Origin of the sequence: Halobacterium sp. MBLA0001, from assembly GCF_049705385.1 — an archaeon.
In the GTDB taxonomy this organism is placed as follows: Archaea; Halobacteriota; Halobacteria; order Halobacteriales; family Halobacteriaceae; genus Halobacterium; species Halobacterium salinarum.
Window position 1 is genome coordinate 15,775 of sequence record NZ_JBNAMQ010000007.1, and the last position, 25,291, is coordinate 41,065.

Consider the following 25,291-nt stretch of genomic DNA (forward strand, 5'->3'; position numbering starts at 1 on the left):
CCCCCCATACGTGGTCAGTCACAAAGACCGTTTCGGGTCCCGGGGGATCGTGGCACGGTCGCCCGGAAAAAACGCGGCGTGTGGTCGGCTGGCTGGCTACTGGAAGGCGATCTCGTGTTGGCGCTCGGCCTCGTCTTTCGGCACAGTGACGTGACAGACGCCGTCGACGTGCTCGGCCGTTGCCTCCCCGGGATCGATGTAGTTGGGGAGCGTGATGGCGCGCTCAAGACGATCCGGGCATTCCCGGAGCAACACGTTGTCGTCGCCCTCGATCCCCATCTGTGGGTCGGTCGAACGCTCGGCGGTCACGTAGAGGTTGCTCGCGTCGGCCTGGACCGTGATCTCGTCCTTGGAGAACCCCGGGACTTCGATCATCACGACGACCTCCGCCTCGGATTCGATGACGTCGACGTTGGGCGTGGCGGCGGGCGGTTGCTGGTCGATGGTGGCAGCCTGGCGCTGGCTGGCCCCGTCCTGCACCGGCTGCTGTTGGGGCATCTGGGGCTGCTGGCGGGGCATTCCCGCCGCGCCGACCGGTGCGGCCTGTTCGGGCGCGCTCCAGGTGGCGGCTGCACGCGGCGCGTCGTTGACGAGTCGGGGGTCGTAGCTCATTGGATTTCGGTGGTCGCGGACTCCGGCTGGCTCACTGGCTGGGGCGCGTCGGCGACGGGCTCCGAACGGATCGGCTGGCTGTCAGCCGACCCCATCAGCCGGGGCTGGTGGCGCGACTGGGCGCTGCCGAGCGCAACGTCGAGTCGCGGAACGGCCTGTGAGAGCTGCTGGGTGGTGAGACCGAGCCGGCGCGCGAGCGTCTCCACCAGCAGTTTCGTGTTCGCTGATTCGACGGACTGCTGGGGCTGGCCGCGCATCGACGGGGCGCTTGCCGGTGCGGTGAACTGGCTGGCGGGTGCCTGCTGGGCGGGCTGGGACTGCGACATCGGGGACTGCTCGAACGCCGGCTGCTGGGGCTGGGCGCTGGGCTGCTGGATCGCAGGCTGGCTGAACGCCGACTGCGCGGGCTGTCGGAACTGTGGCTGGCGCGGCTGCGACTGCTGGGCCTGCCAGGTACTGGGGGTCCGCTGCGCGTTCGGGTTGGCGGCGGCTGACTGGGCAGGGATCGAGCGCGCCGGCTGTGCGGATGGCTGCTGGGCATAAGGCTGCCGTGGCGCTGCCATCTTCGAGTTCGGGGCGCGTTCGGCCGGCGGCTGCTGGCGGGGCTGCTTGTATGGCTGTTGTGCGGGCTGCTGTGCGGCGGGCTGTTGCTGGGCTACCGGCTGCGGGCGGGCCATGGGCTGCTGTTGGGCGATGGACTGCTGTGCCGGTTGCTGTTGGCGGACCGTTCCGGACTGGGCGTATCGTGCGTCGACCGGGCGTGCGCGCTGTTGGGCTGTCGATAGCTGCTGCTGGCGGAATCCTGACTGGTCCTGCATTGGTGGTCCGTCTCCGGTGTGGAGACATGCGGACTGTCGTCGGGACAGGTAATAAACTAGCATTATAGTTTATCTGAATTATGCGCAGGAATCGACACCAGAGTGCAGAACTGGCGGTATAGAGGGCGTGGGAACGCTATATAGCGGTCGGATGGGCGGCGTGTTCCCCGTAACCCCACCCGGCGGAACGGCGAGGCGGCGGTGTCGTGTGCTGGCGCCGCGGCGTGGGACTGCTGGGGCGACGATACGGCGGAATTCCGGCCGGCGAGGAGATGGCAACCCACATTAACCCTGGAGGCGTGACCCCCCAGTATGAGCGCATCGTACGTGATCATTGGAGACGGCATCGCGGGCAGCTCCGCCGCCGAAGCCATCCACGAGGAGGCTCCGGACGCCGACATCACTGTCCTCACAGACGAAGGGGAGACGTTGTACAACCGGATTCTGATCAAGGAGTACGCGAAGGGCAAGCTCCCGGAGGCCCCGATCAGCATTCACGATCCGGAGTGGTACGACGAGCGCGACATCGACATCCAGTTGAACACGCTGGTCACTCGGATCAACCCGGACGCCCACACGGTCGAAACCCACGAGGGCACCGAGATCGAGTACGACAAGCTGCTGGTGGCGGCGGGGGGCACGCCCAACGACCTCCCCGTCGAGAACGCCGACGCCGACGGCGTCCATCACTTCTGGACGTTCGAGGACGCGCGCCGCATCCGGGAGCACGCCGAGGCGGCCGACACCGGGGTTGTGGTCGGTGCGGGCCTGCTTGGGATCGACCTGGCGGCGATCTGTGGTGGCCAGGACGTCGACGCCAAGTATCTGATGCGGGGGAACCGCTGGTGGCGGTACGCGCTCAGCGAGGCGGGCGCGGAGATCATCCACGAGGGGCTCCGCGAGAAGGGCGTCGAGCCCGTCTTCGAGTCCGGCGTGGATCACTTCGAGGTCGACGACGACGGCGCACTCGCGGCCGCCGTCGACGGGAACGGCGTCCGCCACGACGCCGACTTCGCCGGGGTGGCTATCGGCCTGGATTTCAACGTGGAGATCCTCCAGGACACGGACGCGACCATCGAGAACGGCGTCCACGTCGACGAGTACATGCGGACCGAGGTGGACGACATCTACGCGGCCGGCGACATCACACAGTACTGGGACACGATCCTCGACGAGCGCGCGCAGAACGGGTCGTGGGGGTCCGCGAAGCAGCAGGGTGCGCTCGCGGGGCGGACGATGCTGGCTGACAGCGGCCACGACGTGGAGATCGAGCCGTTCCGCTGGGTGTCGTCGTACTCGATCACGCACTTCGACTTCCCGTTCCTCTCGTTTGGCTTCCCGACGATCGGCGACGAGACCTGCGAGCGGTCCTACGGGGACAACGAGTGGCGGCGGCTGGCGTTCAAGGACGGCCAGCTCGTCGGCGGCGTTCTGATCGGGAACCTGGCACCGCAGTCGAAGTACAAGCAGCTCATCAAGGAGGAGGCGGTCGTGGCGGACCAACAGGACGTGTTGCTCCAAGACAACTTCGAGATGGACGAGCTCGGCGCGGCGACACAGCAGTAGCGGGCGTCGCCGGTGCTGTGTCGTGTCCGACGGGGCGTTTCTGTGTGGCGGATGGCGTGTGAACGGCCAATAGAGTTAAGTCATTGAACTATGTATGGTAACTTGGCACACGCGTGCCGGTGACCGGATGAATCCAACGATCCACGCCACGAAAGCCGAGTCCCCCGGTGCAGCCGCCACCGACGGCGGTACGCACGCACCCGTTCGGGACTTCGACGAACTGGACGACCACGCACAGGACACGCTGCACGAGGCCGCCACAGGCGGCGCGGTCCACCTCGACGACGACGACGCAGCGGCGTTCACGGACGGCGAGGTCGTACGGTTCACCAGCTACTACCGGATCACCGTCGCGCGCTGACTGGTCCGAGCCACACCCCTACCCCAACCGAAGCCGTTTTTCCCGTCCGCACCCCATTCCCCGGCATGAGCCAATCCGGCGGGAGCACGGACATGACACTCGCCTTCGAGCTGTCTGCACTCAAGCAGCTCGCCAAACCCGGGACCGCGTTCGCCGGCGCTCGCCAGTGGACCGAGTACGTCGGCGTGGTTTCCGACGAGCCGACCTACGTCGTCACCAACTTCACCCGCAAGCGGCGCATCCGTCAGGACTTCTTCTCCGGGCCGAAGAGCCGCGCCGACAGCCTCCAGTCGGTCAAAGAGCAGTTCGACACGGAGCGACACGTCTTCGTCGGGATCGACGACGAGGACCGCGAGCTCGCCGAGCGGGTCGACTGGGAGTATCTCACCCTGGAGGCCGCCGCGGAGAACGCCGACTGGGAGATCGCCGAGGCAGACGAGCCCGACCCGATGCCCGACGAGCCCGAGCGCGACGACTGGCCGTAGCCCCTGTCCGGGCGCGGTCCGCGGCGCTTATTCGGTGCCGACGCCAACACCCACACGATGACGGAGCCACGCGTCCCCGGAACGGAGCAAGCCGACGACGACTGGGTGGACCTGCCGTGTGGTGAACAAGCGCACATGAAGGATTTCGACATGGGGATGCGGAACTACGCGTGTGCGTGTGGCGACACACACGCCGTCGTGATGGATATGCATCCGCCGTCGCGGTGGGTGCCAGAATCCATCGTGGACGTGCTCAAGGACGCCGTTGAGCCGGCTGACGGCGACGACTTCGAGGAGTTCGGCACCCCGCACTTGATGGGGGCCGTGCTCGAAGAGCTGCCCGAGGATATTACCGCTATCGACGCCAGCGAGAACGGCAGCGTTGGGTACGCGATGTGTTGGGTGACGGACCTCGACGCCCGCGAACTCCACCGGGTCGTCGTCGAGCTCGTCGTGGAGCTGATGGACCACGCCGTCAGCCACGCCGAGGCGGAGTCCTCGAAGACGGAGTTCCAGGAGCAACTGGAGGCGTTCGACGTCGAGGAGTTCGTGGCCGTCTACCGCGAGCAGCGGGACTTCGAGGACGAGTACGACACGGCGGTCTGAATCGGGTCGCCGAAGGGGGCTACTGGAGGACAGCCATCACGTGGCCCGCGGTGACCTCGACACCCGCGGCGACGAGCATCGCCGCCAACAGGACGGGGTACGCCACCCCGAGGTGAATGATGAGGCTGTTGCTTTCCGTGCTGGTTGTGAGCAGCGCCCACACGAGGTTGTACGTGGTTGCGAACAGCCCGAGCAGCGCGCTCGCGAGGAGATCCCGTGAGAGTAGCCACAACGGCGGTGCGACAGTCGCGGCCACAACCAGGCAGAACACGGCGACAGCGCCAGCCACCAGCGCTGCATCCCGGATGCCGGTGATTTCCGCCGCCCAGTCCGCGGTGGTCGAGCCGAGGAGTTGACGACCCACCCAGAGGCCGCCATACAGTGCGCCGGCAAGCAGGCACGCGCCGAGCAGCGCACGGGGTGCAGAGCGGATGCGGGCGCGGTAGTGGTGAACGATCGCCGCGGCGAGCACGCCGGTGGTGGCGGCGAACAGATGGACGGTGAGCGTGGTTCCGACAAGGGGTGATGACCCGTCCGCGGTCACAACCGAGATACCGGTAGGAGCCATTAAAACCCAAGCAAGCAGGCACACGGCCGGTCGGGCTGCGTGGTGGTCGTGGCCGTCGCACTCGCGGCGGCGGGGTCGTGTGTCCGCTGGGTGGCTGGTCGCTGGAAGCCGTTGTTCTGGATCGCCGCGATACGGCCATCGTGGGTCGCAACGTCTCCACGCCCAACCGGGTACCGTGACACTGCAGCGGGGCCGTCACTGCTGGCGGAATCGTGGCTCGCCCAGCAGTCGCATGCCGCGTCGCGGGCGTCGGTGTACTCCCATGCGGCTTTATCGATCGGCAGGGGGTCACGGAGCTTGTTGTGGTCGGCAGGATCGCGGTGAACTTGGCCGACAACGTCGACGGCGTCGGTGTGATCGCTGACATCGTACAGTCGGGCGTGAAGCTGAGAGAACACGCGCCCGGAGGCGCGTTTCATGACGTGGCGGTCAGTGCCGATGATGTCGCCGTCGTAGTTGAGAAACCGAGGTTGGGCGTACGGGTTGTCGTTTCCGCCGCCGATACCGGGGAGATCACCGATGAAGTCGAAGAACTCGTCGACGCCGGATGTCCAATCACAGGCGGACTCCATCCAGGCCCCGGCGTCGGGTGCCGGGCCGGACGTGATTGCGATGTTCGTGGGTGCTGCGCGGGCCGCGGGGTCCGCACGAGCGGTGTCTTTCGATGCGTAATTGTACAGTGGGACCGTGGTGAGGTCGTCGCGGATGTCGGACGCGGGAGCGGAATCATCGAGCAGTGGGTGTGTGGCGGTGCGCTGGGCTTTGATCGTGGTTTCGGCGCGGGCGTGTTCCGCAGGCGTGCCGATGACTTCGGTCGCGGGTCGCGTGTAGCTAACGCCGCCGGCGGCGGTGATCGACGGGGAGAGCCACGCCGCTGCGATTGGTGTCGGTTCGAACTCGAAGACCGGGTCGCCGAAGTGTTCAGCGAGTGCGTCGCTGCGGAACGTGCGTTCGTGCAGGAAGGCGTCGTCGGTGACGCGCCGAACGGTGGTCGTGAGTTCGCCGCGCGCCGTGACCGGGAGGCCGTGCTTGTTGCCTGGCCTGTCGGCCGCGATCGGGGATTCATCAGGGACTGCGTGTGAGTCTCGTGCGGCCGCGATGGTGGATGCGGGGGCGACAGCTGTGGTGGCGAGCCCAGCTAGAACAGCTCGCCGTCCGATTCGTGGCTGAGAGTGTGCGTGATCTGGAGGCGTGTTACTTGTGTCCACGACCGGATGTAGTGTAATCAATTAAAATAAGTTTCCATTGAACAGAACAACTTATTGGGAGATACCGAGAGTGACTTCTGAGCGTTTTGCTACGATATTCGCAACTTGACTCCGATAGTCGAATAGATTCGTGTGTTTTATTACGATGACCGCACGCTAGCTGGGTAACACATGACCGAGGACAGCCGGACGATACTGCTCATCGGGAGCGGCCCCATCCAGATCGGCCAGGCAGCGGAGTTCGACTACTCGGGCGCGCAGGCTTGTCGCGCGCTCCAGGAGGAGGGCGCGCGGGTTGTGCTCGTGAACTCCAACCCAGCGACCATCATGACCGACCCCGAGATGGCCGACGCGGTCTACATCGAGCCCATCGAGCCCGACGCCATCGCCGAGGTCATCGAGCAGGAGGACCCCGACGGCGTCATCGCCGGGCTGGGCGGCCAGACCGGCCTGAACGTCACGGCAGCGCTGGCCGAGCAGGGCGTCCTCGACGAACACGACGTCGACGTGATGGGGACGCCGTTGGACACCATCTACGCGACCGAGGACCGCGACCTGTTCCGCCAGCGCATGGCGGACCTCGGCCAGCCGGTGCCGGCCTCGACGACCATCGCGCTCGGCGACGACGAGACGGCAACGGACATCGACGAGGGGGCGCTGCGAGAGCGCGTCGACGACGCGGTCGAGGCGGTCGGCGGGCTGCCGGTGATCGCGCGGACGACGTACACGCTGGGCGGCAGCGGCTCCGGTGTCGTCCACGACTTCGAGGCGCTCGTGGACCGGGTGCGCACGGGCCTGCGGCTCTCGCGGAACGCCGAGGTGCTGGTCACGGAGTCCATCTCCGGGTGGGTCGAACTGGAGTACGAGGTGATGCGGGACGCCGGCGACTCCTGCATCATCGTCTGCAACATGGAGAACATCGACCCGATGGGCATCCACACCGGCGAGTCCACGGTCGTCACGCCCAGCCAGATCATCCCGGACGACGGCCACCAGGAGATGCGCAACGCGGCCGTCGCGGTCATCCGCGAGTTGGGCATCCAGGGCGGCTGCAACATCCAGTTCGCGTGGCGCGACGACGGCACGCCCGGCGGCGAGTACCGGGTCGTCGAGGTCAACCCGCGCGTCTCGCGGTCCTCGGCGCTGGCGTCGAAGGCGACCGGCTACCCCATCGCGCGGGTCACCGCGAAGGTCGCGCTCGGCAAGCGCCTCCACGAGATCGACAACGAGATCACCGGCCAGACCACGGCGGCCTTCGAGCCGGCCATCGACTACGTGGTGACGAAAGTGCCCCGGTGGCCAAACGACAAGTTCCCCGAGGTGGACTTCGAGCTGTCGACGGCGATGAAGTCCACGGGGGAGGCGATGGCCATCGGGCGCACCTTCGAGGAGAGCCTGCTGAAGGCGCTGCGCTCCAGCGAGTACGATCCGAGCGTCGACTGGGCGACCGTCAGCGACGACGAACTCGCCGCCGACTACCTCGCCCGACCGAGTCCCGACCGGCCCTACGCCGTCTTCGAGGCGTTCGAGCGCGGGTTCACTGTCGGGGACGTGAACGACCACACGGGCTTCCGGGAGTGGTATCTGCAGCGCTTCCAGAACGTCGCCGCGGCCTCCGCGGCCGCGAGCGAGGGCGACGTTGCGACGCCGGCCGCGCTCGGGTACACGAACAGCGCGGTCGCGGCGTTGGCGTCGGATGGCGGTGACGTGGCCGTCGACGACGTGGCGGCGACAGCCCCCGAACGGACGTTCAAGCAGGTCGACACCTGTGCGGGCGAGTTCGCGGCCTCGACGCCGTACTACTACTCGGCGCGCTCGCAGGGATCGACGGGAAGCGACGTGCGGGCCGACCGGGACGCCCACAGCGTGGTCATCGTCGGGGGCGGCCCCATCCGCATCGGGCAGGGCGTGGAGTTCGACTACTGTACGGTGCACGCCGTGCGCGCGCTCCGCGAGGCGGGCATCGACGCCCACGTGGTGAACAACAACCCGGAGACGGTGTCGACGGACTACGACACCTCCGACGGGCTGTTCTTCGAGCCGATCACGGCGGAGGAGGTCGCGGACGTCGTGGAGGCGACGAACGCCGACGGCGTGATGGTGCAGTTCGGCGGCCAGACCAGCGTGGACGTGGGCGCGCCCCTCGAAGCCGAGCTGGAGCGCCGCGGCCTCGACTGTGAGATCATGGGGACGGACGTGGACGCGATGGATCTCGCGGAGGACCGCGACCGCTTCAATCGGCTGCTCGACGAGCGCGACATCAGCCAGCCCGACGGGGGGTCTGCGACCAGTGTGGCGGGCGCGCTGGAGCTCGCCGCCGAGGTCGGATATCCGGTGCTGGTCCGCCCGAGCTACGTGCTCGGTGGGCGCGCGATGGAGATCGTGCACGACGACGACGAGCTCCGCCGCTACGTCGAGGAGGCCGTCCGGGTCAGCCCCGAGAAGCCGGTTCTCGTCGACGAGTTCCTCGCCGACGCCGTCGAGCTCGACGTGGACGCCGTCAGCGACGGCGAGGACGTGCTGGTGGGCGGCGTGATGGAGCACATCGAGAGCGCGGGTGTCCACTCCGGGGACTCGGCGTGCGTGATTCCGCCCCGGGGGCTCGGCGACGACGTCCTCACGCGGGTTCGGGAGGTCACCACCGAGATCGCGCGGGCGCTGGACACGGTGGGACTGTTGAACGTCCAACTCGCCGTCCAGGACGGCGAGGTGTACGTCCTCGAAGCGAACCCGCGGAGCTCGCGCACCGTTCCGTTCGTCTCGAAGGCGACCGGCGTCCCGATCGCGAAGCTCGCGGCGAAGGTGATGGCCGGCGAGTCGCTGGCCGACCTCGACGCAAGCGAGGGCGTACCCGAGCAGTACAGCGTCAAAGAGGTGGTGTTGCCGTTCGACCGGCTGCCGGGGTCGGATCCGCGCCTCGGCCCGGAGATGAAGTCCACGGGCGAGGTGATGGGCACCGCCAGCGATCCGGGGATGGCCTACTGGAAGGCCCAGGTGGCGGCGTCCAACGCACCCGTACCCGGGTCGACGGTGGTCGTCGACCTTCCGGTCGAGGGGCTTGGCGAGCGGTTCGAGGTCGTGACGGTCAAAGACGTGCCGGCGGCGATCCGTCGCGGCGAGGTCGAGTTCCTCGTCAGCGACGACCGCGACGCGCTGACCGCGGCTGTCGAGGCCGAGATCCCGTACGTCTCCACGGTGGCGGCCGCGGAGGCGATGCGTGAGGGGATCGCGGCGGCCGACGGTGCCCGTGAGGCCATGCCGGTCGCCGACCGGCCGGTCAACGACGAGACGTGGGGGTGACCGGTCGCACGGGGTGAGCCCCGGCCGGTGGCGTGTTGAGCGGCGAGAAACGGGGGGCGCTGGGGCGGCCTCAGTCAGCGGTGGCGGGCGTGTAGGACGCGTCAGCCATCGCGAGCACGTCGTCGAAGAACCCGCGCGTGTCGTGGGGGCCGGGGTTGGCTTCGGGGTGGTACTGGCGGGTGAGAACGTCGAGGGGCGCGGAGTCAAGCGCCTCGGGCGTGCCGTCGTTGACGTTGACTTGCGTGACGGTGAGGTCGCCGGGGTCGGCGACGGTGTAGCCGTGGTTCTGTGTGGTCATGACGACGCGCCCGGAGTCGTGGTCGAGGACCGGCTGGTTGACGCCACGGTGGCCGAAGTCCATTTTCTCGGTGTCGCCGCCGAGCGCGCGGGCGACGATCTGTTGACCCAGGCAGATGCCGGCGATGGGGACGGTGCCGATGTACTCGTCGACGAGGTGTTCGGCCGCGTCGAAGTTCGCGGGGTCGCCGGGGCCGTTGGAGATGAACAGCAGATCGGGGTCGACGGCAGCGATGTCGGCGGGCGTGGCGTCGTAGGGGAGCCGGTGGACGGTCGCGCCGCGGGCGACGAACGCGTCGATGATGGAGCGTTTCGCGCCGCAGTCGACGAGCGCGACGGTCGTGTCGCCGTCGCCGTGGGTTTCGGCGGTGTCGACGCTGACGTGGGCGCCGATCTCCGTGCGGGCCGAGAGCCGTGGGCAGTCGGCGAGTTGGGCGCGGGCGGTGGCGGGGCTGGCGTCGGGGCCGGCGGCGATGCCGACCTGCATCGCGCCGCCGTCGCGGATGTCCAACACGAGGTCGCGGGTGTCGATGCCGTCGACGGCGGGCACGCCCTCGGTGCGCAGCCAGTCGGCCACGTCGTCGGTGAGCTCGCGGGCGACGACGGCGCTGGGGTGAACGCGGTCGGATTCGGTGCGTTCGGGACGGACGCCGTAGTTGCCGATGAGGGGGTAGGCGAACGTGAGCACTTGAGCTTCGTAGGACGGGTCGGTGAGGCTCTCCTCGTAGCCGGTGTACGCGGTGGTGAAGACGAGTTCGCCGCGCGCCATCCCCGGGGCGCGGGCTGTGGCTTCGACCACGTCGCCGGTTTCGAGCGCGAGGTACGCGTCGGACATTACGACATTGCCACGTATTCGCCGAGTATAAATCTTTTCTTCGTAGCTTAGTTACGAAATTCGTAACTCTTTTGCGGTGCGTGGCACAACACCAGTCATGGACGACATCGACCAACAGATCCTCGACACGCTGCGGCGCGACGCCCGCACCCCCTACACGGAGATCGCCGACGACATCGGCGTCAGTGAGGGCACCATCCGAAACCGCGTCGACCAGCTCGTCGACGACGGCGTCATCGAGCGGTTCACGGTGTCGACCTCGACCGGGAACGTCAAGGCGATGATCGAGATCGGGGTCGCGATGGACGCCGACACCCACGTGGTGGGTGACCGAATGGTCGAGTGGGACGCCGTCGACTTCGTGTGGCAGGTCTCGGGGGAAGACGACATCGTGCTCATCGTGGACGCCGCCGACACCAGCGGCGTCAACGATCTGATGCGGCGAGCCCGCGAGCAGGACGTGGTGGTGTCCACGCGCACGCGGCTGATCCTCGACGAGAAGCTGGGGTGAGTCGAAGCGCTATTAGGCAGGGTGGTCATGCGTGACAGCATGAGCGAAGCCGACCGAAGCAGCCCCGGGTCGGGGAAGACCGACCGCGAGGACGAGACCGCCGAAAACGCCACGCAGGACGTGATCGCAGTCACCCCCGACGACGAGCGCACGGGGCTGGCCAACCGCCTCGACGCGCACACCGGCGACGGCGTCCGGCATCGCGCGTTCACGTGTCTGCTGTTCGACGAGGACGGCCGCGTGCTGCTGGCCCAGCGCGCCGACCGCAAGCGCCTCTGGGACACACACTGGGACGGCACGGTCGCCAGCCATCCCATCGAGGGGCAGAGCCAGGTGGACGCGACCCGCCAGCGCCTCGCCGAAGAGCTCGGGATCGAACCACACCAGTACGACGAGTTGGAGATCACCGACCGGTTCGAATACAAGCGCCGCTACCTCGACGAGGGCCTGGAATGGGAGGTCTGTGCGGTCCTGCAGGCGACGCTGCACGACACCAGCTTCGACCGCGACCCCGAGGAGGTCGGCGGCGCGATGTGGGTCGACTACGAAGACCTCTACGAGAACCCCCGGTATTACCGCCAGCTCCGGCTGTGCCCGTGGTTCGAGATCGCAATGCGGCGGGACTTCGAGGGCGACGCCGACCCCGTCCCCGACGGCACCCGGGCGTAATCCACACACCACCGCGACTTTTGTACTGGCGTGCCAAACGCGAGCCGTGTTCGTCCTCACGAGGGAGGGCTATGACTCAGTGCTCGATCACGCACAGGCGGACACGCCCCGTGAGGCGTGTGGCGTGTTCGTCGGCGAGCGCGACGGCGACCTGCGGCGCGTGACGGCGGTCCGACGGGTGCCGAACGTCGCTGACGCGCCCCGCATGCGGTACGAGCTGGACCCCGAGGCGACGCTGGCAGTGTTCGACGAGGCCGCCGCAGTCGGTCGGGAGGTCGTGGGGTTCTATCACAGCCACCCGGTCGGGCCGGGCCGGCCGAGCGCGACCGACCGCGAGCACGCCCAGTGGCCCGACCGTGTGTACGTCGTGGCGTCGCTGGCGGCGCGGCCGCCGATACTGGACGCGTGGCTGTGGACCGGCGAGGCGTTCGAGCGCCAGGCGGTCGCCGTGCGCTAACGGAAAGCCGGCCGATCCCGTGCCGGTCGAAGCGTGGCCGCGACCGTCGGGTCAGCCCCGAACGGCCGTCCAGACGCCGACCACACCCAAGAGGACGGCGGGAATCATCGGGATCGTGAGGTAGGTGTCACGGAACCCCAGCCCGAAGCTGCCCGCGCCGGCCCAGTAGATGAACGCGGGCGCAGCCAGCCCGCAAACGGCGAGCGCGGCGACGAGTAGCCACTGGGACCGCTTGCTCATGTCGTCTGTACCGGCGGCCTCCTGGGGTTCGTGGGTCTGGACCATCAGTCGAGTTCGTTGTCCGGTTTAACGACTACTTTCCCAAAGCCCTCTCGGTTCTCCAGCAGTTCGTGGGCGCGGGCAGTCTCACGCATCGGGAGCACGTCCCTGATGCGGACGTCGAAGGTGCCGTCCCAGACGTGTTCGAGGGCGGCGTCGGCCTCGCCCGGCGTCGCCATCGTCGACCCGAGGATGTCCAGTTGGTTCCAGAACACGCGCTGGACGTTGGTCTCCGGGCGGCCGCCGGTGGTCGCCCCACAGGTGACCAGACGGCCGCCCTTCGCGAGAGAGCGCAGGGAGTCGTCCCAGGTCGCCTCGCCGACGTGATCGACGACGACATCGACGCCGCGCTTGCCGGTTCGCGCGCGAATTTCGTCGGCGAAGTTCGTCTCGGTGTAGTTCACGACGTGGTCGGCACCGAGCTCCGCGGCGTACTGGAGCTTCTGCTCGGTGCTCGCCGTCGCGAACACCTCGGCCCCGGCGTGGGCGGCGATCTGGACGGCGGCGTGCCCGACGCCGCCGCTGGCACCGAGCACGAGCACGGACTCCCCGGGGGACACGTCCGCCCGCGTGTTGAGCATGCGCCACGCCGTCTGGAACACCAGCGGTGCGGCCGCTGCCGTCTCCCAGTCGACGTGCTCGGGCACGGCGATCAGGTTGTCCGCCGGGACCGCCGCGCGCTCGCTGTGCACGCCCGGCACGTGCTCGCCGAGCACCCGAAACGACGCGCACAGCGCGGGCTCGCCGTGCCGGCAGAACTCACACTGCCCACACGAGACGCCCGCGAGCACCGCCACCCGATCCCCGGGTTCGAACCGGGTCACCGACGCCCCGACCGCCGAGACCACGCCGGCGGCGTCGCTGCCGGGGACGTGTGGCATCGAGAGGTCGATCCCCGGCATGCCGCGACGCGTCCACACGTCGAGGTGGTTGAGCGCGCCGGCGCGCACGTCCACGAGCACGTCGTCGGCCCCGAGGTCGGGCTCCGGGACCGTCCGGTAGTCGATCACGCCGGTGCCGCCGTGGCCGTCGAAGGTGACTGCCTGCATATCGGCGTGGTCGCTCCCCCACGGCAAAACTGTACGCCCCGGCGACACGCAGGCTCACAGTCTTATCACTGTGGCCGCCCACGTGGATGTATGGTCGACTTTCAGTCGCGGAACACGCGGCGCAACGATGACGACGACGACGACGCTGCGGAGAGCAGCGATGACGGCACGGCGGAGTCCACCCCCGACGACGAGGACTCCACTGACGCCCACCACGAGGACGACATCTCGCAGGTCGGCGTCGCCGTGGTGACGGTGTCGTCGTCGCGGTCGCTGTCCGACGACCCGGCCGGCGACGCCGTCGTCGCGGCCGTCGAGGCGGCCGGCCACGAGGTGGCGACGCGGGAGCTGGTGACCGACCGGTACGACCGCGTGCAGGGCGCACTCGACAATCTCACGGGACGTGACGACGTGGCTGCCGTGGTCACGACCGGCGGAACCGGCGTGACCCCCGACGACGTGACCGTCGACGCCGCCCGCCCGTTGTTCGACATGGAGTTGCCGGGGTTCGGCGAGGAGTTCCGGCGGCGGTCGGCCGCGGACATCGGCACCAAGATCATCGGGTCGCGGGCCACCGGCGGCGTGGTCGGCGGGACGCTCGTGTTCTGCCTGCCGGGCAGCGAGCACGCGGCCACGCTGGGGACCGACGAAATCATTCTGCCCGAGCTTGCGCACCTCGCCGGACTAGCCGGCCACAACACTGACGCATGACGGACAAACACCGCCTCCGAGAGCGCGTCTGGGACGACCTCGAAGACAGCGGCGTGGCGCGGTTCCCGTTCCCGCCACACGGCCGCATCCCGAACTACGCCGGTGCCGATGAGGCCGCCGCCCGCCTCACCGAAACGGACGTGTGGCAGCGCGCTGAGACGGTGAAGGCGAACCCCGACGCCCCCCAGCTGCCGGTGCGGCGGGCGGCGCTGCGCGCGGGGAAGACACTGTACGCGGCGGTGCCGCGGCTGCGCGACGAGGAGTGTTTCCTGCGCCTCGACCCAACGACCATCGACGACATCGACGCCGCCACGACGGTGTCGGGGATCGAGGAGTACGGCGACCCGGTCGGTCCCGGGGACGTCGATCCCATCGACCTCATCGTGTCGGGGAGCGTCGCGGTCACCGACCGCGGCGAGCGCGTCGGGAAAGGGGAGGGGTACAGCGACCTGGAGTTCGCGCTGCTGCGGGCGTTCGGGCGCGTCGACGACGACACCGCGACTGTGACGACCGTCCACGAGCGCCAGGTCGTCGACGACGCTGTGCCGACCGCCGCCCACGACGTGCCGATGGAGTACGTGGTCACGCCGGACCGAACGATCACCACCACCCACGAGGATGACACGCCCAGTGGCATCGACTGGGACGCACTGGACGAGCAGCGCCTGGCGGAGATCCCGGTGTTGGACCGCCGCTCGCCGTAGGTCCGTCCCACGGGGCCGAATTTCAAGTGGGAGCGCGCCGTACCTGGCATGTATGTCGGGTTCACACGACGACGGTGCCCCGGCGGCGCTGTCGGCGGCGCTCGACGGCTGCGAGGGCGACCCCGTCTGCGACCGCTGCCCGAAGCCCGCGGACTACTTCCTGTACGAACCGGGGCGGGTCGAGACGTTCGTCTGCTGGGAGCACGTCAGCCCGGTGTCGGCCGCCGTCGACGACCCCGCCGACGCCCACCCCGGGCGGCCGCTGGCGCTCTCGCTGTGAGACGCCCGTGTCACAGCCCGAAACCGTCGGGAGAAGAGTTAGGCAGCCAGCTCTTCGGCGACCGCGGTGGCGTCCAACAGGGCGGGATCGACGGTCAGATCCAGGACGCCCTTGATGAACTCGGGGACGCCGTCGCCCGTGTACGCGACGGTTCGGATGTCGGGGTTGTGCTCGTGGGCGACCGGGACCGCGGTCGCCTCGTTGCTGTCCGCGACCACCAACAGGTCGGCGTCCGCGACGCCGGCGTCTTCGAGGCGGTCGCCGGACACCACGCCTTCGAGGCGGGTCACGTCGACGCCCTCAGCTTCGAGCGCGTCCGCGATGTCGGTGCCAGCGCCACCGACGACGAGTGCGTGCATGCTGGTAGCTGGGGGCGGCGCGTTCAAGAACCTGCCGAGTCGCGGGGGCGGGTTACTCGTATTCGATCGTCGCCGGCGGCTTGTGGGTCACGTCGTAGACGACCCGCGACACCTCGTCGATGGTGCCGGCGATGCGTGACTGTAGCCGCTGGAGGGTCTCCCACTCCAGTTCCTGGGCGCGTGCGGTCATGCCGTCCCGTGACTCGACGGACCGCACGGCGACGACGTGGCCGTGCACCCGGTTGTCGCCCTTGACGCCGGTGGCGCGGCCGAGTACGGCGGCGAACGCCTGCCACGGCTCGTAGGCTTCGAGTTCGTCCTCGACGATGTGGGTGGCCTCCCGACAGACCGCGACCTTCTCAGGGGTGACCTCGCCGATGACGCGCACCGCGAGCCCGGGGCCCGGGAACGGCATGCGCTCGCTGATGATCTCTTCGAGGCCGAGGTGGCGCGCGACCTCCCGCACCTCGTCCTTGTAGAGGTCGCGCATCGGCTCCACGATCCCCTCGAAGCCGACGCGCTCGGGCAGCCCGCCGACGTTGTGGTGGCTCTTGATCGTGCCCTCGCTCTCGATGCGGTCGGGGTAGATGGTGCCCTGCACGAGCTGGGTGGCGTCGACCTCCTCGGCGACCGTCTCGAACTCCCGGATGAACTGCTCGCCGATGGCGTGGCGCTTCTCCTCGGGGTCGGTGACGCCGGCCAGTTCGTCGAAGAAGCGGTCGCTGGCGTCCACAACCCGGAGGCTGTCCATGTAGTCGAAGACCTCCCGGATCTCGTCGGTTTCGCCTTTCCGCATCAGGCCGGTATCGACGTAGACCGGCACGAGCTGGTCGCCGACGGCCTCGTAGGCCAGTGCGGCCGCCGTCGAGGAGTCGACGCCGCCGGACAGCGCGATGATGGCCGTCTCGTCGCCGAGCGCCTCGCTGATCTCCGCGCGGGCGTCCTCGACGAAGGAGTCGACGTCCACCATCAGTTCGTCACCTCCACGTCGGCGTCGCTGCCAGCAGGAGCCACGTCCGCCCGTTCGAGGACGGCGTCAAGCAGCCCGACGAACGGCGGGCTCGCCCGCGTCGGCCGCGACCGATACTCGGGGTGGAACTGCGTCCCGAAGAAGAACGGGTGGTCGTCGTGTTCGACGATCTCCATGCGGTTGCCGGCCTCGCCGGAGAACGTCAGGCCGTCGGCGGTGAGGTCGTCGATGTACTCGGGGTTGACCTCGTAGCGGTGGCGGTGGCGCTCCGTGCACGACGTGTCGCCGTACAGGTCGTGGGCCAGGGTTCCGGGTTCGATGGCGGTCTCGTGTGCGCCCAGCCGCATCGTCCCGCCGAGGTCTTCGAGGTCGTACTGCTCGGGCAGCAGGTCGATGACCGGGTACTCGGTGTCCTCGTCGATCTCCGCGGAGTGCGCGCCCGTCATCCCGAGAACGTTGCGCGCGTACTCCACGACCGCAAGCTGGAAGCCCAGGCACAGCCCGAGGAACGGCACGTCGTGCTCGCGGGCGTGCTGGATGGCGTCGATTTTGCCCGCCGTGCCACGCGAGCCGAACCCGCCGGCGACGACGATCCCGTCGGCGTCGGCGATGCGGCGCTCGTGGTGGTCGTGCATCTTCTCGGAGTCAACCCACAACACGTTCACTTCCACGCCGGCCTCCAGGCTGGCGTGCTTGAGCGCCTCGTGGATGCTCATGTAGGCGTCTTCCAGGGCGTACTTGCCGACGAGCGCGATGTCCACCTCACCGGTGCGCTCGCGGGTGACGAGATCCCGCCACTCCGTCGACCGCTGGGCGGCCGGCAGGGCGTCCTCAACCATATCGAACTGTTCCATGACGTACTGGTCGAGGCCTTCCTCCTCGACGGTCAGGGGCACGTGGTAGATGTCCTCCACGTCGGGGTTGGAGAACACGGCGTCCATGGGCACGTCACAGAACAGCGCGATCTTCTCGCGCACGTCGGGATCGAGGCGGTCCTCGCAGCGCCCGACCAGGATGTCCGGCTGGAGGCCGATCGACCGAAGCTCCTTGACGGAGTGCTGTGTGGGTTTGGTTTTCTGCTCGCCGTTTTTCGAGTACGGCACCAGGGTCACGTGCGTGAACAGGATGTCCTCGTCGTCCTGCTCGTGGCTGAACTGCCGGAGCGCTTCGAGGAACGGCATCCCCTCGATGTCGCCGACCGTGCCGCCGACCTCCACCAGGCAGACGTCGCTGCCTTCGGCGGCCTCGCGCACGCGGCGCTTGATGTCGTCGGTCACGTGCGGGATGATCTGGACGGTCTTCCCGAGGTAGTCGCCCGAGCGCTCGCGCTCGATGACGTCCTGGTAGACTTTCCCCGTGGTGACGTTGTGATCCGAGGTCATGTCCTCGTCGAGGAACCGCTCGTAGTTCCCCAGATCGAGATCAACCTCCCCACCGTCATCGAGGACGTACACCTCCCCGTGCTGGTAGGGGTTCATGGTGCCCGCGTCGACGTTCAGGTAGGGATCGATTTTCACCGCAGTAACATCGAACCCCGCGTTCGAGAGCAGTCGCCCGAGACTCGCCGCCGTGATGCCCTTCCCCAGCCCGGACATCACGCCGCCGGTCACGAACACGAACTTGCTCCCCAGAGAGGGGTCGTATTCGGTCTCTGTCGGCATACTGTGTGTGCGGCTGGCGCGGCAAAAACGGTTTCGGAGCGCACGCTGCGCGTCAGGAGGTGGCACAACGTGACTACGAGCGCCGTCTACTATTTCGGTGTGGCTTTGATTTCCGCGTTCCACCGGATGTCGTACGCCCGGTCTGCCGGCCACTTCATCACGCAGGTCGCGTTTACACCTTGGACGGAATCGTACGCGCCAGTCCACGTGGCCCCGTAGCCGCCGGCGTCCCCGACCCTCGTTTCTCTCGCCGCGTACTCGACTTCGCCGGCGTGCAAGGGGAATTCTATCGTCGGCCCATCAGGGCCAGGTGTAGCAGGTGTATTGAACGAAACGGAGACCGGCCCCTCGGTCGCAGTACTCGCAGGGTCGTATCGGCGCATGTCGTCCGAATCACGAACGAGATGGATCGACGGGCGGATGGCTTCGAGTTGGGAGGACGGTTCGGGCACTGCGCCACTCCAGAGCCACGCCCGATAGAACTGCTCACCGTCCAGTTGCAATCCGGGAATCCGGTATAGAACAACGAGGTGGTCGGACGTGAACGCGGGTTCGTCGTCTGTCCGGTGTCCGATCGCTGAATCCTGCCACGCACCGACGTATTCGAGTCCGTGATCGGGGTCGCTTGCTGCCAACCCCCAGATACCGTTTTCGCCGTACGTCTCCCGAGTGTTGTCAACCGCTACCGCAAAATCACTGCGCGACATCGGCCCAGATTCGGGAGAGAGCGATCGTTCAGTGCTCGCCGTGACCGGCTTCTTCGAAGGTAAACCGAACGCACTGCAGCCGGCTGTCATTGTGGCTAGTCCGATACCCCCGAGTGTCGTTCCGAATTGCCGCCGGGAACAGCAGTCGTCGTTTCTCATTTCCTAGCATAGATAAAAGGTCAATACGAAAGCGTGTCGGTTAGTGGACGACTGGACCAGCTCGAACTGTCTGATTCCGCCCCCGTCGGCGCTGGCGCTGGACTCCTGTTGGGTTCGACGGCGAGGCCACGACCGGTTCGACCGGAGTCGGTACGCGGCCGGAACCGGTGGCTCAGGGATAGCAGTGCGTGTAGCGGAATGGTCCCGTTCGCTGCCCGAGTTCCCGGATTGCGCCGGACGTAGGGCGGGGCGCTATCGACCCCGGCGATGCCCGATCAAGAACTCGCCGACCGTCGCGGCCACCGTTCCGTGCTTGCCGACGAAGAAGTGGTCGGCGTCGAGTTCGGCGACCGTCGTCTCGGGGTCGCTGCGGGCAGCCTCGACGACGGGCTCCCAGTCGGCGGTGGTGTCGCGGGTGGCGTACGCGACCTGGACGGGCGCGGGCACGTCCGTGAGCGCGGCCGCGGCGTCCAACCCCGCCGCGAGCTCGGCGGTGGGCGCGAGCAGCGACGCCGCCCACAGGTCGTGGTCAGTGGTCGCGGCGGCGAGCGCAGCGATACTGCCGCCGAAGCTGAACCCGAACACGGCGGTGTGGGCGTAGCGCTCGCCGGCCCACCGGATGGCGTTGCGGGCGTCCTCGCGTTCGCCCATGCCGCCGTCCCAGTCGCCGTAATCGAAGCGCAGACACGCCAGACCGTCCTCGACGAGCGCCGCCGCCACCGCCTGCAGCCGGTCGTCGCCGCGATGCCCGCGGTGCTGTGGGTGGGGCGGGCACGCCACGACGCAGGCCGTCGCGTCGCCGTCCGCCGGCTCGTCGAGGGTCGCTTCCACGTCCCGAGCGCCCGGCACAAGCACGGTCTCCTGATGCATGCAGCGGGGTTGGGGCTCCGAACGGTTAGCGCCACGGCTGTCTCCCGGCCGCGCCGGTAGCGTTATCAGCAATGACACAGATACACCGAGTATGCGCTGTGAGGGTGCACGCGCCCCCGCGTTCGAGCTGCCGGGCGTATCGGACGGCACACAGACGCGGTTGGGACTCACGGACGCGCTCGCGGACAACCGGGCGGTGGTGCTGTTCTTCTACCCGTTCGACTTCAGCCCGGTCTGTGCAACGGAGCTGTGTGCGATCCAGAACGCGCGCTGGTTCGACTGCACGCCCGGGCTTGCCGTCTGGGGGATTTCGCCGGACAGTACGTACGCACACGAGGCGTTCGCCGACGAGTACGCGCTCACGTTCCCGCTGCTCAGCGATCACGCGGGCGCGATCGCGGACGCCTTCGGCGTGCTCCAGGCGTCGGCCGAAGACCACGACCGCGTCCCCGAGCGTGCCGTGTTTCTCATCGATGCCGACCGCGTGATCCGGTACGCCTGGGCCAGCAGTGACCTCTCAGAGAGCCCGGATTTCGGGGCAGTGAAAGCCGCCATCGACGACCTCCAGCCGGACACCGCGGGCGTCGCTCCGCGAACCATCTCGGACGCCCACGACGACGGCACCACCGACGGCTGAGCCGAACGGAGCGCCGCCGACGGGGGGCTGTCAGTCGAGGAAGTCGGGTTCGGTGCGCTTGCCGTCGACCTCGCTGTCGAGGTGGGCACGGAACGCCGCGAGGTCGACGCCTTTGCCCTCGCGCTCATGGCGGTCCCGCACCGAAACGGCGTCGGCGTCCTCCTCGTCGTCACCGACGACGAGCATGTACGGGACGTTGTCGTCGTGGGCCTGCTGGATCTTCTTGCCGACCGTCCAGTCGCGGTCTTCGACCTCGACGCGGTAGTCGCCGAGCTCGTTTTTCACGCGGTGTGCGTACCCGAGGTTGTCATCCGTGACCGGGAGGATGCGGACCTGCTCGGGCGCAAGCCAGGTGGGGAACCGGCCGTTGTAGTGCTCGATGAGCACCATGAAGAACCGCTCGTAGCTGCCGTAGAGGGCGCGATGGATCATCACCGGCTGGTGGGCGTCGTTGTCGGAGCCGGTGTACTCAAGCTCGAAGCGGTCGGGCATGTTGAAGTCCAGTTGGACCGTGGGGCCGTCCCACGAGCGGCCGAGCGCGTCCTCGAAGCCGAAGTCGATTTTCGGCCCGTAGAAGGCACCGTCACCGGGTTCGACGTCGTAGTCGACGCCCTGCTGGTCGAGCACCTCCCGGAGTTGGCGCTCGGACTGCTCCCAGATGTCGTCGCTGCCGACGGACTTCTCCGGGCGGGTGGCGAGCGCAACCTCGTAGTCGAGGTCGAAGGTGTCCAGGACCTCCGTGATGGTGTCCATGAGCCGCCGGACTTCCGCCTCGATCTGGTCGGCGCGCGCGAACACGTGTCCGTCGTCGATGGTGAACGCCCACACCCGGCTGAGCCCGGAGAGCTCCCCGCGCTGCTCCTTGCGGTAGACTTTGCCGTCCTCGAAGTACCGCACCGGGAGGTCGCGGTAGCTCCACGACCCCTCGTTGAAGATGGTGGCGTGGCCCGGACAGTTCATCGGCTTCAGGCCGTACTCCTCGTCGTTGACGTCGAGGAGGAACATGTCGTCGACGTAGTTGTCGTAGTGGCCGGACTGCTTCCAGAGTTCCGTGCGGAACAGGTGTGGGGTTTCGACCTCGTCGTAGCCCATCTCGCTGTTCAGGCCCCGAACGTACTCCGAGAGCTCCCGCAGCACCGTCTTGCCGTTGGGATGATAGAGGGGCAGCCCCGGCCCCGTAACGTCCGGGATGGAGAACAAGTCCATCTCGCGGCCGAGCTTGCGGTGGTCGCGTTCTTTGGCCTCCTCGCGGCGCGCCAGATACTCCTGGAGGTCGCTCTCGGTGGGGAACGCCGTGCCGTACACGCGCGTCAGCGTCTCGCGCTCCTCGTCGCCCCGCCAGTAGGCGGCAGACGTCTCAAGCACCTCGAAGCCGCCGATCTCGCCCGTCGAGTCGACGTGTGGGCCCTTGCAGAGGTCCTCGAAGTCGCCCTGCGTGTAGAAGCTCACCGGCCCGTCGCCGGCCGCCTCCGCGTCCAGGATCTCGCGTTTGAACTCGTTGTCCGCGTAGTGCTCGCGGGCGTCCGCGCGGTCGTATTCGACGCGCTCGACGTCGAGGTCGTCGGCGATGATGGACGCGGCCTCGGCCTGGATCTCGTCGAGGTCGTCGGCGTCCAACTCGACGTTCGCGATGTCGTAGTAGAACCCCTCGTCGGTGTAGGGGCCGATGGTGAGTTTCGCGTCGGGGTGGTGTCGGCGGATCGCCTGCGCAAGCACGTGCGCGGCGGTGTGCCGGAGCACGTCGAGATACTCGTCGCTCTGGTCGGTGACGATCTCGATCTCGCAGTCCTCGGAGATCGGCTCCTCTTTGGCCACCAACTCGTGATCGATCTTGCCCGCAACTGTGTCACGGCCGAGGCCAGGCCCGATTTCGTGCGCTACATCCTCGACCGTCGCGCCGGACGCCACCTCAAGCGTGGAGCCGTCCGGCAGCGTCACAGTGACCGAACTCATGATATCACTGCTTCGCTCGGAGACATTCATAAGCTTGTTGTGACGGTGTGAACATGCCGCCCCACACGCGCGGAGCGGTCGCCGCGCGGGTGTCACAGTCGGCCGCTGCGCCCGAGCGGGGTGGAGGCACTGCACAGCCGATGCTGCGATCCATGCTACCGTGACTCTCGGAAGTGTTATCCCGTAGTCGGCCCAACGGTTGATTGCAATGGCATCCGGTAAGGTTGACTTCTTCAACGACACGGGCGGCTACGGTTTCATTTCGACTGACGCAGACGACGTCGATGACGACGAGGACGTATTCTTCCACATGGAAGACGTCGGCGGTCCGGACCTGGAGGAAGGTCAGGAAGTCGAGTTCGACATTGAATCATCCCCGAAGGGTCCGCGCGCGACGAACCTCGTTCGCAACGAGTAACGCCGCCGCCCGTCGTATCTGACGACGGCTGACGCTTCACTATCACTACTCTTACGCTCCGGCGTCGTGGCGTTCGATTTCGGAGCAGCAATCACCCACCCCACAGCCGGTGGCTTCGCGGACGGCTGGTTATTCTCGTGCGCCAGTGCCGGGGCCGTCGACAGCGGCGAGGTCGATGTGGCCGGCTGGCATCGGGACGCCGTCGAAGTCGTCGTCGGCCAGCAACAGCGACCCATCGAGGTCCGCGTAGTCGAGCAGCGGCGCGAGGTGGGCGGCCGCGGCGATGCTGGCGTTCGATTCGATCATGCAGCCACACATCACGTCCAGGCCGTGGGCGGTGGCGGTGTGGATCAGCCGCATGGCCGCACGGAGCCCGCCGGTCTTCATCAGTTTGAGGGTCACGATGTCACACTTATCGGCGAGCTGTGGGATGTCGCTGGCGACCATGCAGGACTCGTCGGCGGCGATGGGGAGCGCGGCGCGCTCGTGGACGAACTGCAGGCCCGCCGGGTGGTCGGCCGGCACGGGCTGTTCGACGAATTCGACGCCGTAGTCGGCCAGCCGTTCGATGTTCCGGACGGCCTCGCGGGGTGTCCATGCTTCGTTGGCGTCCACGCGGATCGTCGCGTCCGGCGCGGCCTCCCGGACCGCTGACAGCCGCTGTTCGTCGCGGGGCGTCCCGAGTTTCACCTTCAGCGTGCCGAACCCCGCGTCGACGGCCGCGCGGGTGTTCTCCCGCATCGTCTCGGCGTCGTCGATGCCGATGGTGTAGGAGGCTTCGACGGTGTTCGCCGGGTCCAATCCCCAGTACTGGTACAGCGGGCAGTCGGCGCGTTTCGCCACGAGATCGTGGCAGGCGATGGAGACGGCGGCTCTGGCGGCCGGATTGCCGCTGACAACGTCGCGCAGCCCCGCCTCGATGCGGGCGAGGTGCTCGGGGGCGTCGACACGTTCGACGACCGCGAGCAGGTCCGGGAGCACGGCGTCGACGGTGGCCGCGGTTTCGCCGTAGTGCGCCGACGGTGCGGCCGCGCCGACGCCGGTGGTGCCGTCGTCGTCGCTGACGGACACGGTCACAACGGTGGCGGTGTCTTGGGTGCCGCGGGCGATGGTGAACGGGTGTTCGAGGGGGAACTGGCGGCGTTCGAAGTCGGTGTTCATCGGATCGCCTCCAGGACGGTATCGGGGCCGAACCGCACGGGGTCGGTGGCGGGCGCGTCGATGGCGGTGGCGTAGTCGGCGACCGCGTCGTGGGCGTCGGCGTCGGCGTCGATGTGGCGAGTGTTCAGCATGCCGCCGGCCACGTCGCTGTCGCTGACCGGGGCGGCGAGTCGCTCGTAGCGCGCCGGGAACGATTCGATCGGCGGGAGCGTGGTGTCGTAGCCGTGGATCGACCCGCGGCCGGCCTCGTGGCAGAGCACGAGGTGGTCGGGGGCGGAGCCGTGGAGGACGCTCGTGGTCACGCCCGAGTACGCGGGGTGGACGATGCTGGCCTGTCCTTCGACGAAGACGTAGTCGTGGTTGGCGGCGGCGGCGGTCACCGCGTCTTCGACGGCACCGGCGGCGAAGTCGGCGACCACGCGGTCGACGGGCACGCCGTCGCCCTCGATGAGGATGCCGGTCTGGCCGGTGGCGACGAACCCCGCGTCGAGGCCCACATCGCGGGCGGCGGCGTAGAGTTCCCGGGTGGCGGTCATCTTTCCGACCGAGCAGTCGGTGCCGACGGTGGTGACGACCGTGGCGTCGACATCGCGTGCGGTTCCGTCGGCGACCCCGAGGTCGTCCGGTGGGCGGCGGACGTCACGGAGTTCGCAGCCGTGCTCGGCTGCGAGGCTGGCGAACTCGTCGTCGTCAGCGAGGAAGGTGTGGAGGCCGGCGGAGACGTCGGCCCCGCGTTCGAGGGCGGCCCGGACGTCGGGCCGCCAGGACGGATCGAAGCCGCCGCCGATGGGCGCGATCCCGATGATGAGCGCGTCGACGGCGGCGTCGACGGCCGCCATCGAGGCGACGATGGGGGCGTCCTGTGTGCCAGTAATGTGGTCGGCGACCTGGGTGCCCGCGGTGTCGCGGTCGAGCACGGCGGCCACGTCGTAGTCGGCGTACCGGAGCACGCCGACCGCGGTTTTCGCGCGGTCGGGGAACTGGCCGTGAGCGAGCAAGGCGACGCGCATGCCACGTGGGTGGCACTGGGGTGTGGTAAGTTTACTGCTGGGGTGATTCGTTGACGCCACAGACGTTACC

Annotated in this window: 28 protein-coding genes; 13 read left to right on the forward strand and 15 right to left on the reverse strand. The window is 68.1% G+C overall.

The genetic code is table 11. The features are described 5' to 3' along the window. Nucleotides 1–96: 96 nt before the first annotated feature. Complete coding sequence (locus ACOZ32_RS01245; RefSeq protein ID WP_285253545.1) at nt 97–612, reverse strand: Hsp20/alpha crystallin family protein; 516 nt, start codon at nt 610–612, stop codon at nt 97–99. Further along, nucleotides 609–1,430: a hypothetical protein gene (locus tag ACOZ32_RS01250; protein WP_424334863.1), complete on the reverse strand. Its 822-nt coding sequence runs from the start codon at nt 1,428–1,430 to the stop codon at nt 609–611. The genes ACOZ32_RS01245 and ACOZ32_RS01250 overlap by 4 nt, the downstream gene beginning before the upstream one ends. A gap of 312 nt (nt 1,431–1,742) precedes the next feature. Between ACOZ32_RS01250 and ACOZ32_RS01255 the strand changes: the two genes are divergently transcribed. The 4 genes from ACOZ32_RS01255 to ACOZ32_RS01270 all read left to right on the forward strand — a co-directional run bounded on the left by ACOZ32_RS01255 (nt 1,743) and on the right by ACOZ32_RS01270 (nt 4,448). Further along, nucleotides 1,743–2,996 (forward strand): NAD(P)/FAD-dependent oxidoreductase, encoded by a 1,254-nt coding sequence (locus ACOZ32_RS01255; RefSeq protein ID WP_010903320.1) that lies wholly within the window; start codon nt 1,743–1,745, stop codon nt 2,994–2,996. Between the two features lie 94 nt (nt 2,997–3,090). Continuing rightward, a complete protein-coding gene (locus tag ACOZ32_RS01260; RefSeq protein ID WP_235157616.1) occupies nt 3,091–3,357 on the forward strand; it encodes a hypothetical protein in 267 nt (88 codons plus the stop codon). A 65-nt stretch (nt 3,358–3,422) separates the two neighbouring features. After that, a complete protein-coding gene (locus tag ACOZ32_RS01265; RefSeq protein WP_010903322.1) occupies nt 3,423–3,842 on the forward strand; it encodes a DUF7124 domain-containing protein in 420 nt (139 codons plus the stop codon). A 57-nt stretch (nt 3,843–3,899) separates the two neighbouring features. Continuing rightward, the gene (locus tag ACOZ32_RS01270) at nt 3,900–4,448 is read left to right on the forward strand and encodes a DUF5815 family protein (protein WP_205252078.1); all 549 of its coding nucleotides are present in this window, start codon (nt 3,900–3,902) and stop codon (nt 4,446–4,448) included. 19 nt (nt 4,449–4,467) lie between these two features. Here ACOZ32_RS01270 and ACOZ32_RS01275 read toward each other — a convergent pair whose 3' ends face one another. Together ACOZ32_RS01275 and ACOZ32_RS01280 are read right to left on the reverse strand one after the other, a co-directional pair. After that, nucleotides 4,468–4,992: a hypothetical protein gene (locus tag ACOZ32_RS01275; protein ID WP_235157618.1), complete on the reverse strand. Its 525-nt coding sequence runs from the start codon at nt 4,990–4,992 to the stop codon at nt 4,468–4,470. Between the two features lie 23 nt (nt 4,993–5,015). Further along, the gene (locus ACOZ32_RS01280; RefSeq protein ID WP_205250966.1) at nt 5,016–6,224 is read right to left on the reverse strand and encodes a hypothetical protein; all 1,209 of its coding nucleotides are present in this window, start codon (nt 6,222–6,224) and stop codon (nt 5,016–5,018) included. 171 nt (nt 6,225–6,395) lie between these two features. Here ACOZ32_RS01280 and carB point away from each other — a divergent pair, with 171 nt between their 5' ends. Next, on the forward strand, nt 6,396–9,524 hold the full coding sequence (gene carB, locus ACOZ32_RS01285; protein WP_424334864.1) for a carbamoyl-phosphate synthase large subunit: 3,129 nt from the start codon (nt 6,396–6,398) through the stop codon (nt 9,522–9,524). Between the two features lie 70 nt (nt 9,525–9,594). Here carB and carA read toward each other — a convergent pair whose 3' ends face one another. After that, the gene (gene carA, locus ACOZ32_RS01290; RefSeq protein ID WP_235157621.1) at nt 9,595–10,656 is read right to left on the reverse strand and encodes a glutamine-hydrolyzing carbamoyl-phosphate synthase small subunit; all 1,062 of its coding nucleotides are present in this window, start codon (nt 10,654–10,656) and stop codon (nt 9,595–9,597) included. A 97-nt stretch (nt 10,657–10,753) separates the two neighbouring features. Here carA and ACOZ32_RS01295 point away from each other — a divergent pair, with 97 nt between their 5' ends. Genes ACOZ32_RS01295 through ACOZ32_RS01305 form a run of 3 tightly spaced genes read left to right on the forward strand, consistent with a single transcriptional unit; the run spans nt 10,754 to nt 12,293 of the window. Next, a complete protein-coding gene (locus ACOZ32_RS01295) occupies nt 10,754–11,167 on the forward strand; it encodes an Lrp/AsnC family transcriptional regulator (protein ID WP_010903327.1) in 414 nt (137 codons plus the stop codon). A 39-nt stretch (nt 11,168–11,206) separates the two neighbouring features. Then, on the forward strand, nt 11,207–11,836 hold the full coding sequence (locus ACOZ32_RS01300; protein WP_205250968.1) for an isopentenyl-diphosphate Delta-isomerase: 630 nt from the start codon (nt 11,207–11,209) through the stop codon (nt 11,834–11,836). Between the two features lie 46 nt (nt 11,837–11,882). Further along, nucleotides 11,883–12,293, forward strand: coding sequence for a desampylase (locus tag ACOZ32_RS01305; protein WP_235157622.1), 411 nt, complete (start codon nt 11,883–11,885; stop codon nt 12,291–12,293). A gap of 51 nt (nt 12,294–12,344) precedes the next feature. On the opposite strand, the gene ACOZ32_RS01310 is transcribed toward ACOZ32_RS01305, so the two are convergent. Then, entirely contained in the window at nt 12,345–12,578 is a 234-nt protein-coding gene (locus tag ACOZ32_RS01310; protein ID WP_010903330.1) for a hypothetical protein, read from the reverse strand. After that, nucleotides 12,578–13,621, reverse strand: a complete 1,044-nt coding sequence (locus tag ACOZ32_RS01315; RefSeq protein WP_010903331.1) for a zinc-binding dehydrogenase — start codon at nt 13,619–13,621, stop codon at nt 12,578–12,580. The genes ACOZ32_RS01310 and ACOZ32_RS01315 overlap by 1 nt, the downstream gene beginning before the upstream one ends. Nucleotides 13,622–13,711: 90 nt before the next feature. Between ACOZ32_RS01315 and ACOZ32_RS01320 the strand changes: the two genes are divergently transcribed. The 3 genes from ACOZ32_RS01320 to ACOZ32_RS01330 are packed head-to-tail and all read left to right on the forward strand — an operon-like array spanning nt 13,712 to nt 15,316. Beyond that, nucleotides 13,712–14,332, forward strand: coding sequence for a molybdopterin-binding protein (locus tag ACOZ32_RS01320; RefSeq protein WP_424334865.1), 621 nt, complete (start codon nt 13,712–13,714; stop codon nt 14,330–14,332). Beyond that, the gene (locus ACOZ32_RS01325; protein WP_205250972.1) at nt 14,329–15,036 is read left to right on the forward strand and encodes a 5-formyltetrahydrofolate cyclo-ligase; all 708 of its coding nucleotides are present in this window, start codon (nt 14,329–14,331) and stop codon (nt 15,034–15,036) included. The genes ACOZ32_RS01320 and ACOZ32_RS01325 overlap by 4 nt, the downstream gene beginning before the upstream one ends. Nucleotides 15,037–15,088: 52 nt before the next feature. Continuing rightward, on the forward strand, nt 15,089–15,316 hold the full coding sequence (locus ACOZ32_RS01330; protein WP_205250973.1) for a hypothetical protein: 228 nt from the start codon (nt 15,089–15,091) through the stop codon (nt 15,314–15,316). A gap of 38 nt (nt 15,317–15,354) precedes the next feature. Here the strand turns inward: ACOZ32_RS01330 and ACOZ32_RS01335 are convergent, their stop codons facing one another. The 5 genes from ACOZ32_RS01335 to ACOZ32_RS01355 form a co-directional block, all read right to left on the reverse strand. Further along, nucleotides 15,355–15,675 (reverse strand): DUF7126 family protein, encoded by a 321-nt coding sequence (locus ACOZ32_RS01335; RefSeq protein WP_010903335.1) that lies wholly within the window; start codon nt 15,673–15,675, stop codon nt 15,355–15,357. A 52-nt stretch (nt 15,676–15,727) separates the two neighbouring features. Further along, nucleotides 15,728–16,645 carry a glutamine-hydrolyzing GMP synthase gene (guaA, locus tag ACOZ32_RS01340; RefSeq protein WP_010903336.1) on the reverse strand — a complete coding sequence of 306 codons (918 nt, stop codon included), beginning with the start codon at nt 16,643–16,645 and terminating at the stop codon, nt 15,728–15,730. Next, nucleotides 16,645–18,306 carry a CTP synthase gene (locus ACOZ32_RS01345; protein WP_205250974.1) on the reverse strand — a complete coding sequence of 554 codons (1,662 nt, stop codon included), beginning with the start codon at nt 18,304–18,306 and terminating at the stop codon, nt 16,645–16,647. The genes guaA and ACOZ32_RS01345 overlap by 1 nt, the downstream gene beginning before the upstream one ends. Nucleotides 18,307–18,395: 89 nt before the next feature. Then, nucleotides 18,396–19,013, reverse strand: a complete 618-nt coding sequence (locus ACOZ32_RS01350; protein ID WP_285271344.1) for a hypothetical protein — start codon at nt 19,011–19,013, stop codon at nt 18,396–18,398. Between the two features lie 411 nt (nt 19,014–19,424). Further along, nucleotides 19,425–20,042 carry an alpha/beta hydrolase gene (locus tag ACOZ32_RS01355; RefSeq protein ID WP_285266071.1) on the reverse strand — a complete coding sequence of 206 codons (618 nt, stop codon included), beginning with the start codon at nt 20,040–20,042 and terminating at the stop codon, nt 19,425–19,427. A 91-nt stretch (nt 20,043–20,133) separates the two neighbouring features. On the opposite strand from ACOZ32_RS01355, the gene ACOZ32_RS01360 reads away from it, so the two are divergent. Further along, entirely contained in the window at nt 20,134–20,679 is a 546-nt protein-coding gene (locus tag ACOZ32_RS01360; protein ID WP_205250977.1) for a redoxin domain-containing protein, read from the forward strand. A 30-nt stretch (nt 20,680–20,709) separates the two neighbouring features. Here the strand turns inward: ACOZ32_RS01360 and thrS are convergent, their stop codons facing one another. Continuing rightward, a complete protein-coding gene (gene thrS, locus ACOZ32_RS01365; RefSeq protein WP_424334866.1) occupies nt 20,710–22,632 on the reverse strand; it encodes a threonine--tRNA ligase in 1,923 nt (640 codons plus the stop codon). Nucleotides 22,633–22,840: 208 nt separating this feature from the next. Here thrS and ACOZ32_RS01370 point away from each other — a divergent pair, with 208 nt between their 5' ends. After that, nucleotides 22,841–23,050, forward strand: coding sequence for a cold-shock protein (locus ACOZ32_RS01370; RefSeq protein WP_010903343.1), 210 nt, complete (start codon nt 22,841–22,843; stop codon nt 23,048–23,050). 129 nt (nt 23,051–23,179) lie between these two features. Here the strand turns inward: ACOZ32_RS01370 and ACOZ32_RS01375 are convergent, their stop codons facing one another. Both ACOZ32_RS01375 and ACOZ32_RS01380 read right to left on the reverse strand, forming a co-directional pair. Further along, the gene (locus ACOZ32_RS01375) at nt 23,180–24,211 is read right to left on the reverse strand and encodes a dipeptide epimerase (RefSeq protein WP_285271345.1); all 1,032 of its coding nucleotides are present in this window, start codon (nt 24,209–24,211) and stop codon (nt 23,180–23,182) included. Continuing rightward, a complete protein-coding gene (locus tag ACOZ32_RS01380) occupies nt 24,208–25,221 on the reverse strand; it encodes a DUF1611 domain-containing protein (protein WP_424334867.1) in 1,014 nt (337 codons plus the stop codon). The genes ACOZ32_RS01375 and ACOZ32_RS01380 overlap by 4 nt, the downstream gene beginning before the upstream one ends. Nucleotides 25,222–25,291 lie beyond the last annotated feature (70 nt).

Excerpts from the sequence above, each read along its gene's own strand:
- ACOZ32_RS01265 (WP_010903322.1), top strand. The coding sequence starts at position 3,423 with ATGAGCCAATCCGGCGGGAGCACGGACATGACACTCGCCTTCGAGCTG.
- ACOZ32_RS01335 (WP_010903335.1), bottom strand. The coding sequence starts at position 15,675 with ATGCACGCACTCGTCGTCGGTGGCGCTGGCACCGACATCGCGGACGCG.
- carB (WP_424334864.1), top strand. The coding sequence starts at position 6,396 with ATGACCGAGGACAGCCGGACGATACTGCTCATCGGGAGCGGCCCCATC.
- ACOZ32_RS01260 (WP_235157616.1), top strand. The coding sequence starts at position 3,091 with ATGGTAACTTGGCACACGCGTGCCGGTGACCGGATGAATCCAACGATC.
- ACOZ32_RS01270 (WP_205252078.1), top strand. The coding sequence starts at position 3,900 with ATGACGGAGCCACGCGTCCCCGGAACGGAGCAAGCCGACGACGACTGG.
- ACOZ32_RS01355 (WP_285266071.1), bottom strand. The coding sequence starts at position 20,042 with ATGCATCAGGAGACCGTGCTTGTGCCGGGCGCTCGGGACGTGGAAGCG.
- ACOZ32_RS01350 (WP_285271344.1), bottom strand. The coding sequence starts at position 19,013 with ATGTCGCGCAGTGATTTTGCGGTAGCGGTTGACAACACTCGGGAGACG.
- guaA (WP_010903336.1), bottom strand. The coding sequence starts at position 16,645 with ATGGTGGACGTCGACTCCTTCGTCGAGGACGCCCGCGCGGAGATCAGC.
- ACOZ32_RS01310 (WP_010903330.1), bottom strand. The coding sequence starts at position 12,578 with ATGGTCCAGACCCACGAACCCCAGGAGGCCGCCGGTACAGACGACATG.
- carA (WP_235157621.1), bottom strand. The coding sequence starts at position 10,656 with ATGTCCGACGCGTACCTCGCGCTCGAAACCGGCGACGTGGTCGAAGCC.
- ACOZ32_RS01375 (WP_285271345.1), bottom strand. The coding sequence starts at position 24,211 with ATGAACACCGACTTCGAACGCCGCCAGTTCCCCCTCGAACACCCGTTC.
- ACOZ32_RS01250 (WP_424334863.1), bottom strand. The coding sequence starts at position 1,430 with ATGCAGGACCAGTCAGGATTCCGCCAGCAGCAGCTATCGACAGCCCAA.
- ACOZ32_RS01325 (WP_205250972.1), top strand. The coding sequence starts at position 14,329 with ATGACGGACAAACACCGCCTCCGAGAGCGCGTCTGGGACGACCTCGAA.
- ACOZ32_RS01370 (WP_010903343.1), top strand. The coding sequence starts at position 22,841 with ATGGCATCCGGTAAGGTTGACTTCTTCAACGACACGGGCGGCTACGGT.
- ACOZ32_RS01345 (WP_205250974.1), bottom strand. The coding sequence starts at position 18,306 with ATGCCGACAGAGACCGAATACGACCCCTCTCTGGGGAGCAAGTTCGTG.
- ACOZ32_RS01360 (WP_205250977.1), top strand. The coding sequence starts at position 20,134 with ATGCGCTGTGAGGGTGCACGCGCCCCCGCGTTCGAGCTGCCGGGCGTA.
- thrS (WP_424334866.1), bottom strand. The coding sequence starts at position 22,632 with ATGAGTTCGGTCACTGTGACGCTGCCGGACGGCTCCACGCTTGAGGTG.
- ACOZ32_RS01315 (WP_010903331.1), bottom strand. The coding sequence starts at position 13,621 with ATGCAGGCAGTCACCTTCGACGGCCACGGCGGCACCGGCGTGATCGAC.
- ACOZ32_RS01245 (WP_285253545.1), bottom strand. The coding sequence starts at position 612 with ATGAGCTACGACCCCCGACTCGTCAACGACGCGCCGCGTGCAGCCGCC.
- ACOZ32_RS01300 (WP_205250968.1), top strand. The coding sequence starts at position 11,207 with ATGAGCGAAGCCGACCGAAGCAGCCCCGGGTCGGGGAAGACCGACCGC.
- ACOZ32_RS01255 (WP_010903320.1), top strand. The coding sequence starts at position 1,743 with ATGAGCGCATCGTACGTGATCATTGGAGACGGCATCGCGGGCAGCTCC.
- ACOZ32_RS01380 (WP_424334867.1), bottom strand. The coding sequence starts at position 25,221 with ATGCGCGTCGCCTTGCTCGCTCACGGCCAGTTCCCCGACCGCGCGAAA.
- ACOZ32_RS01320 (WP_424334865.1), top strand. The coding sequence starts at position 13,712 with ATGGTCGACTTTCAGTCGCGGAACACGCGGCGCAACGATGACGACGAC.
- ACOZ32_RS01295 (WP_010903327.1), top strand. The coding sequence starts at position 10,754 with ATGGACGACATCGACCAACAGATCCTCGACACGCTGCGGCGCGACGCC.
- ACOZ32_RS01330 (WP_205250973.1), top strand. The coding sequence starts at position 15,089 with ATGTCGGGTTCACACGACGACGGTGCCCCGGCGGCGCTGTCGGCGGCG.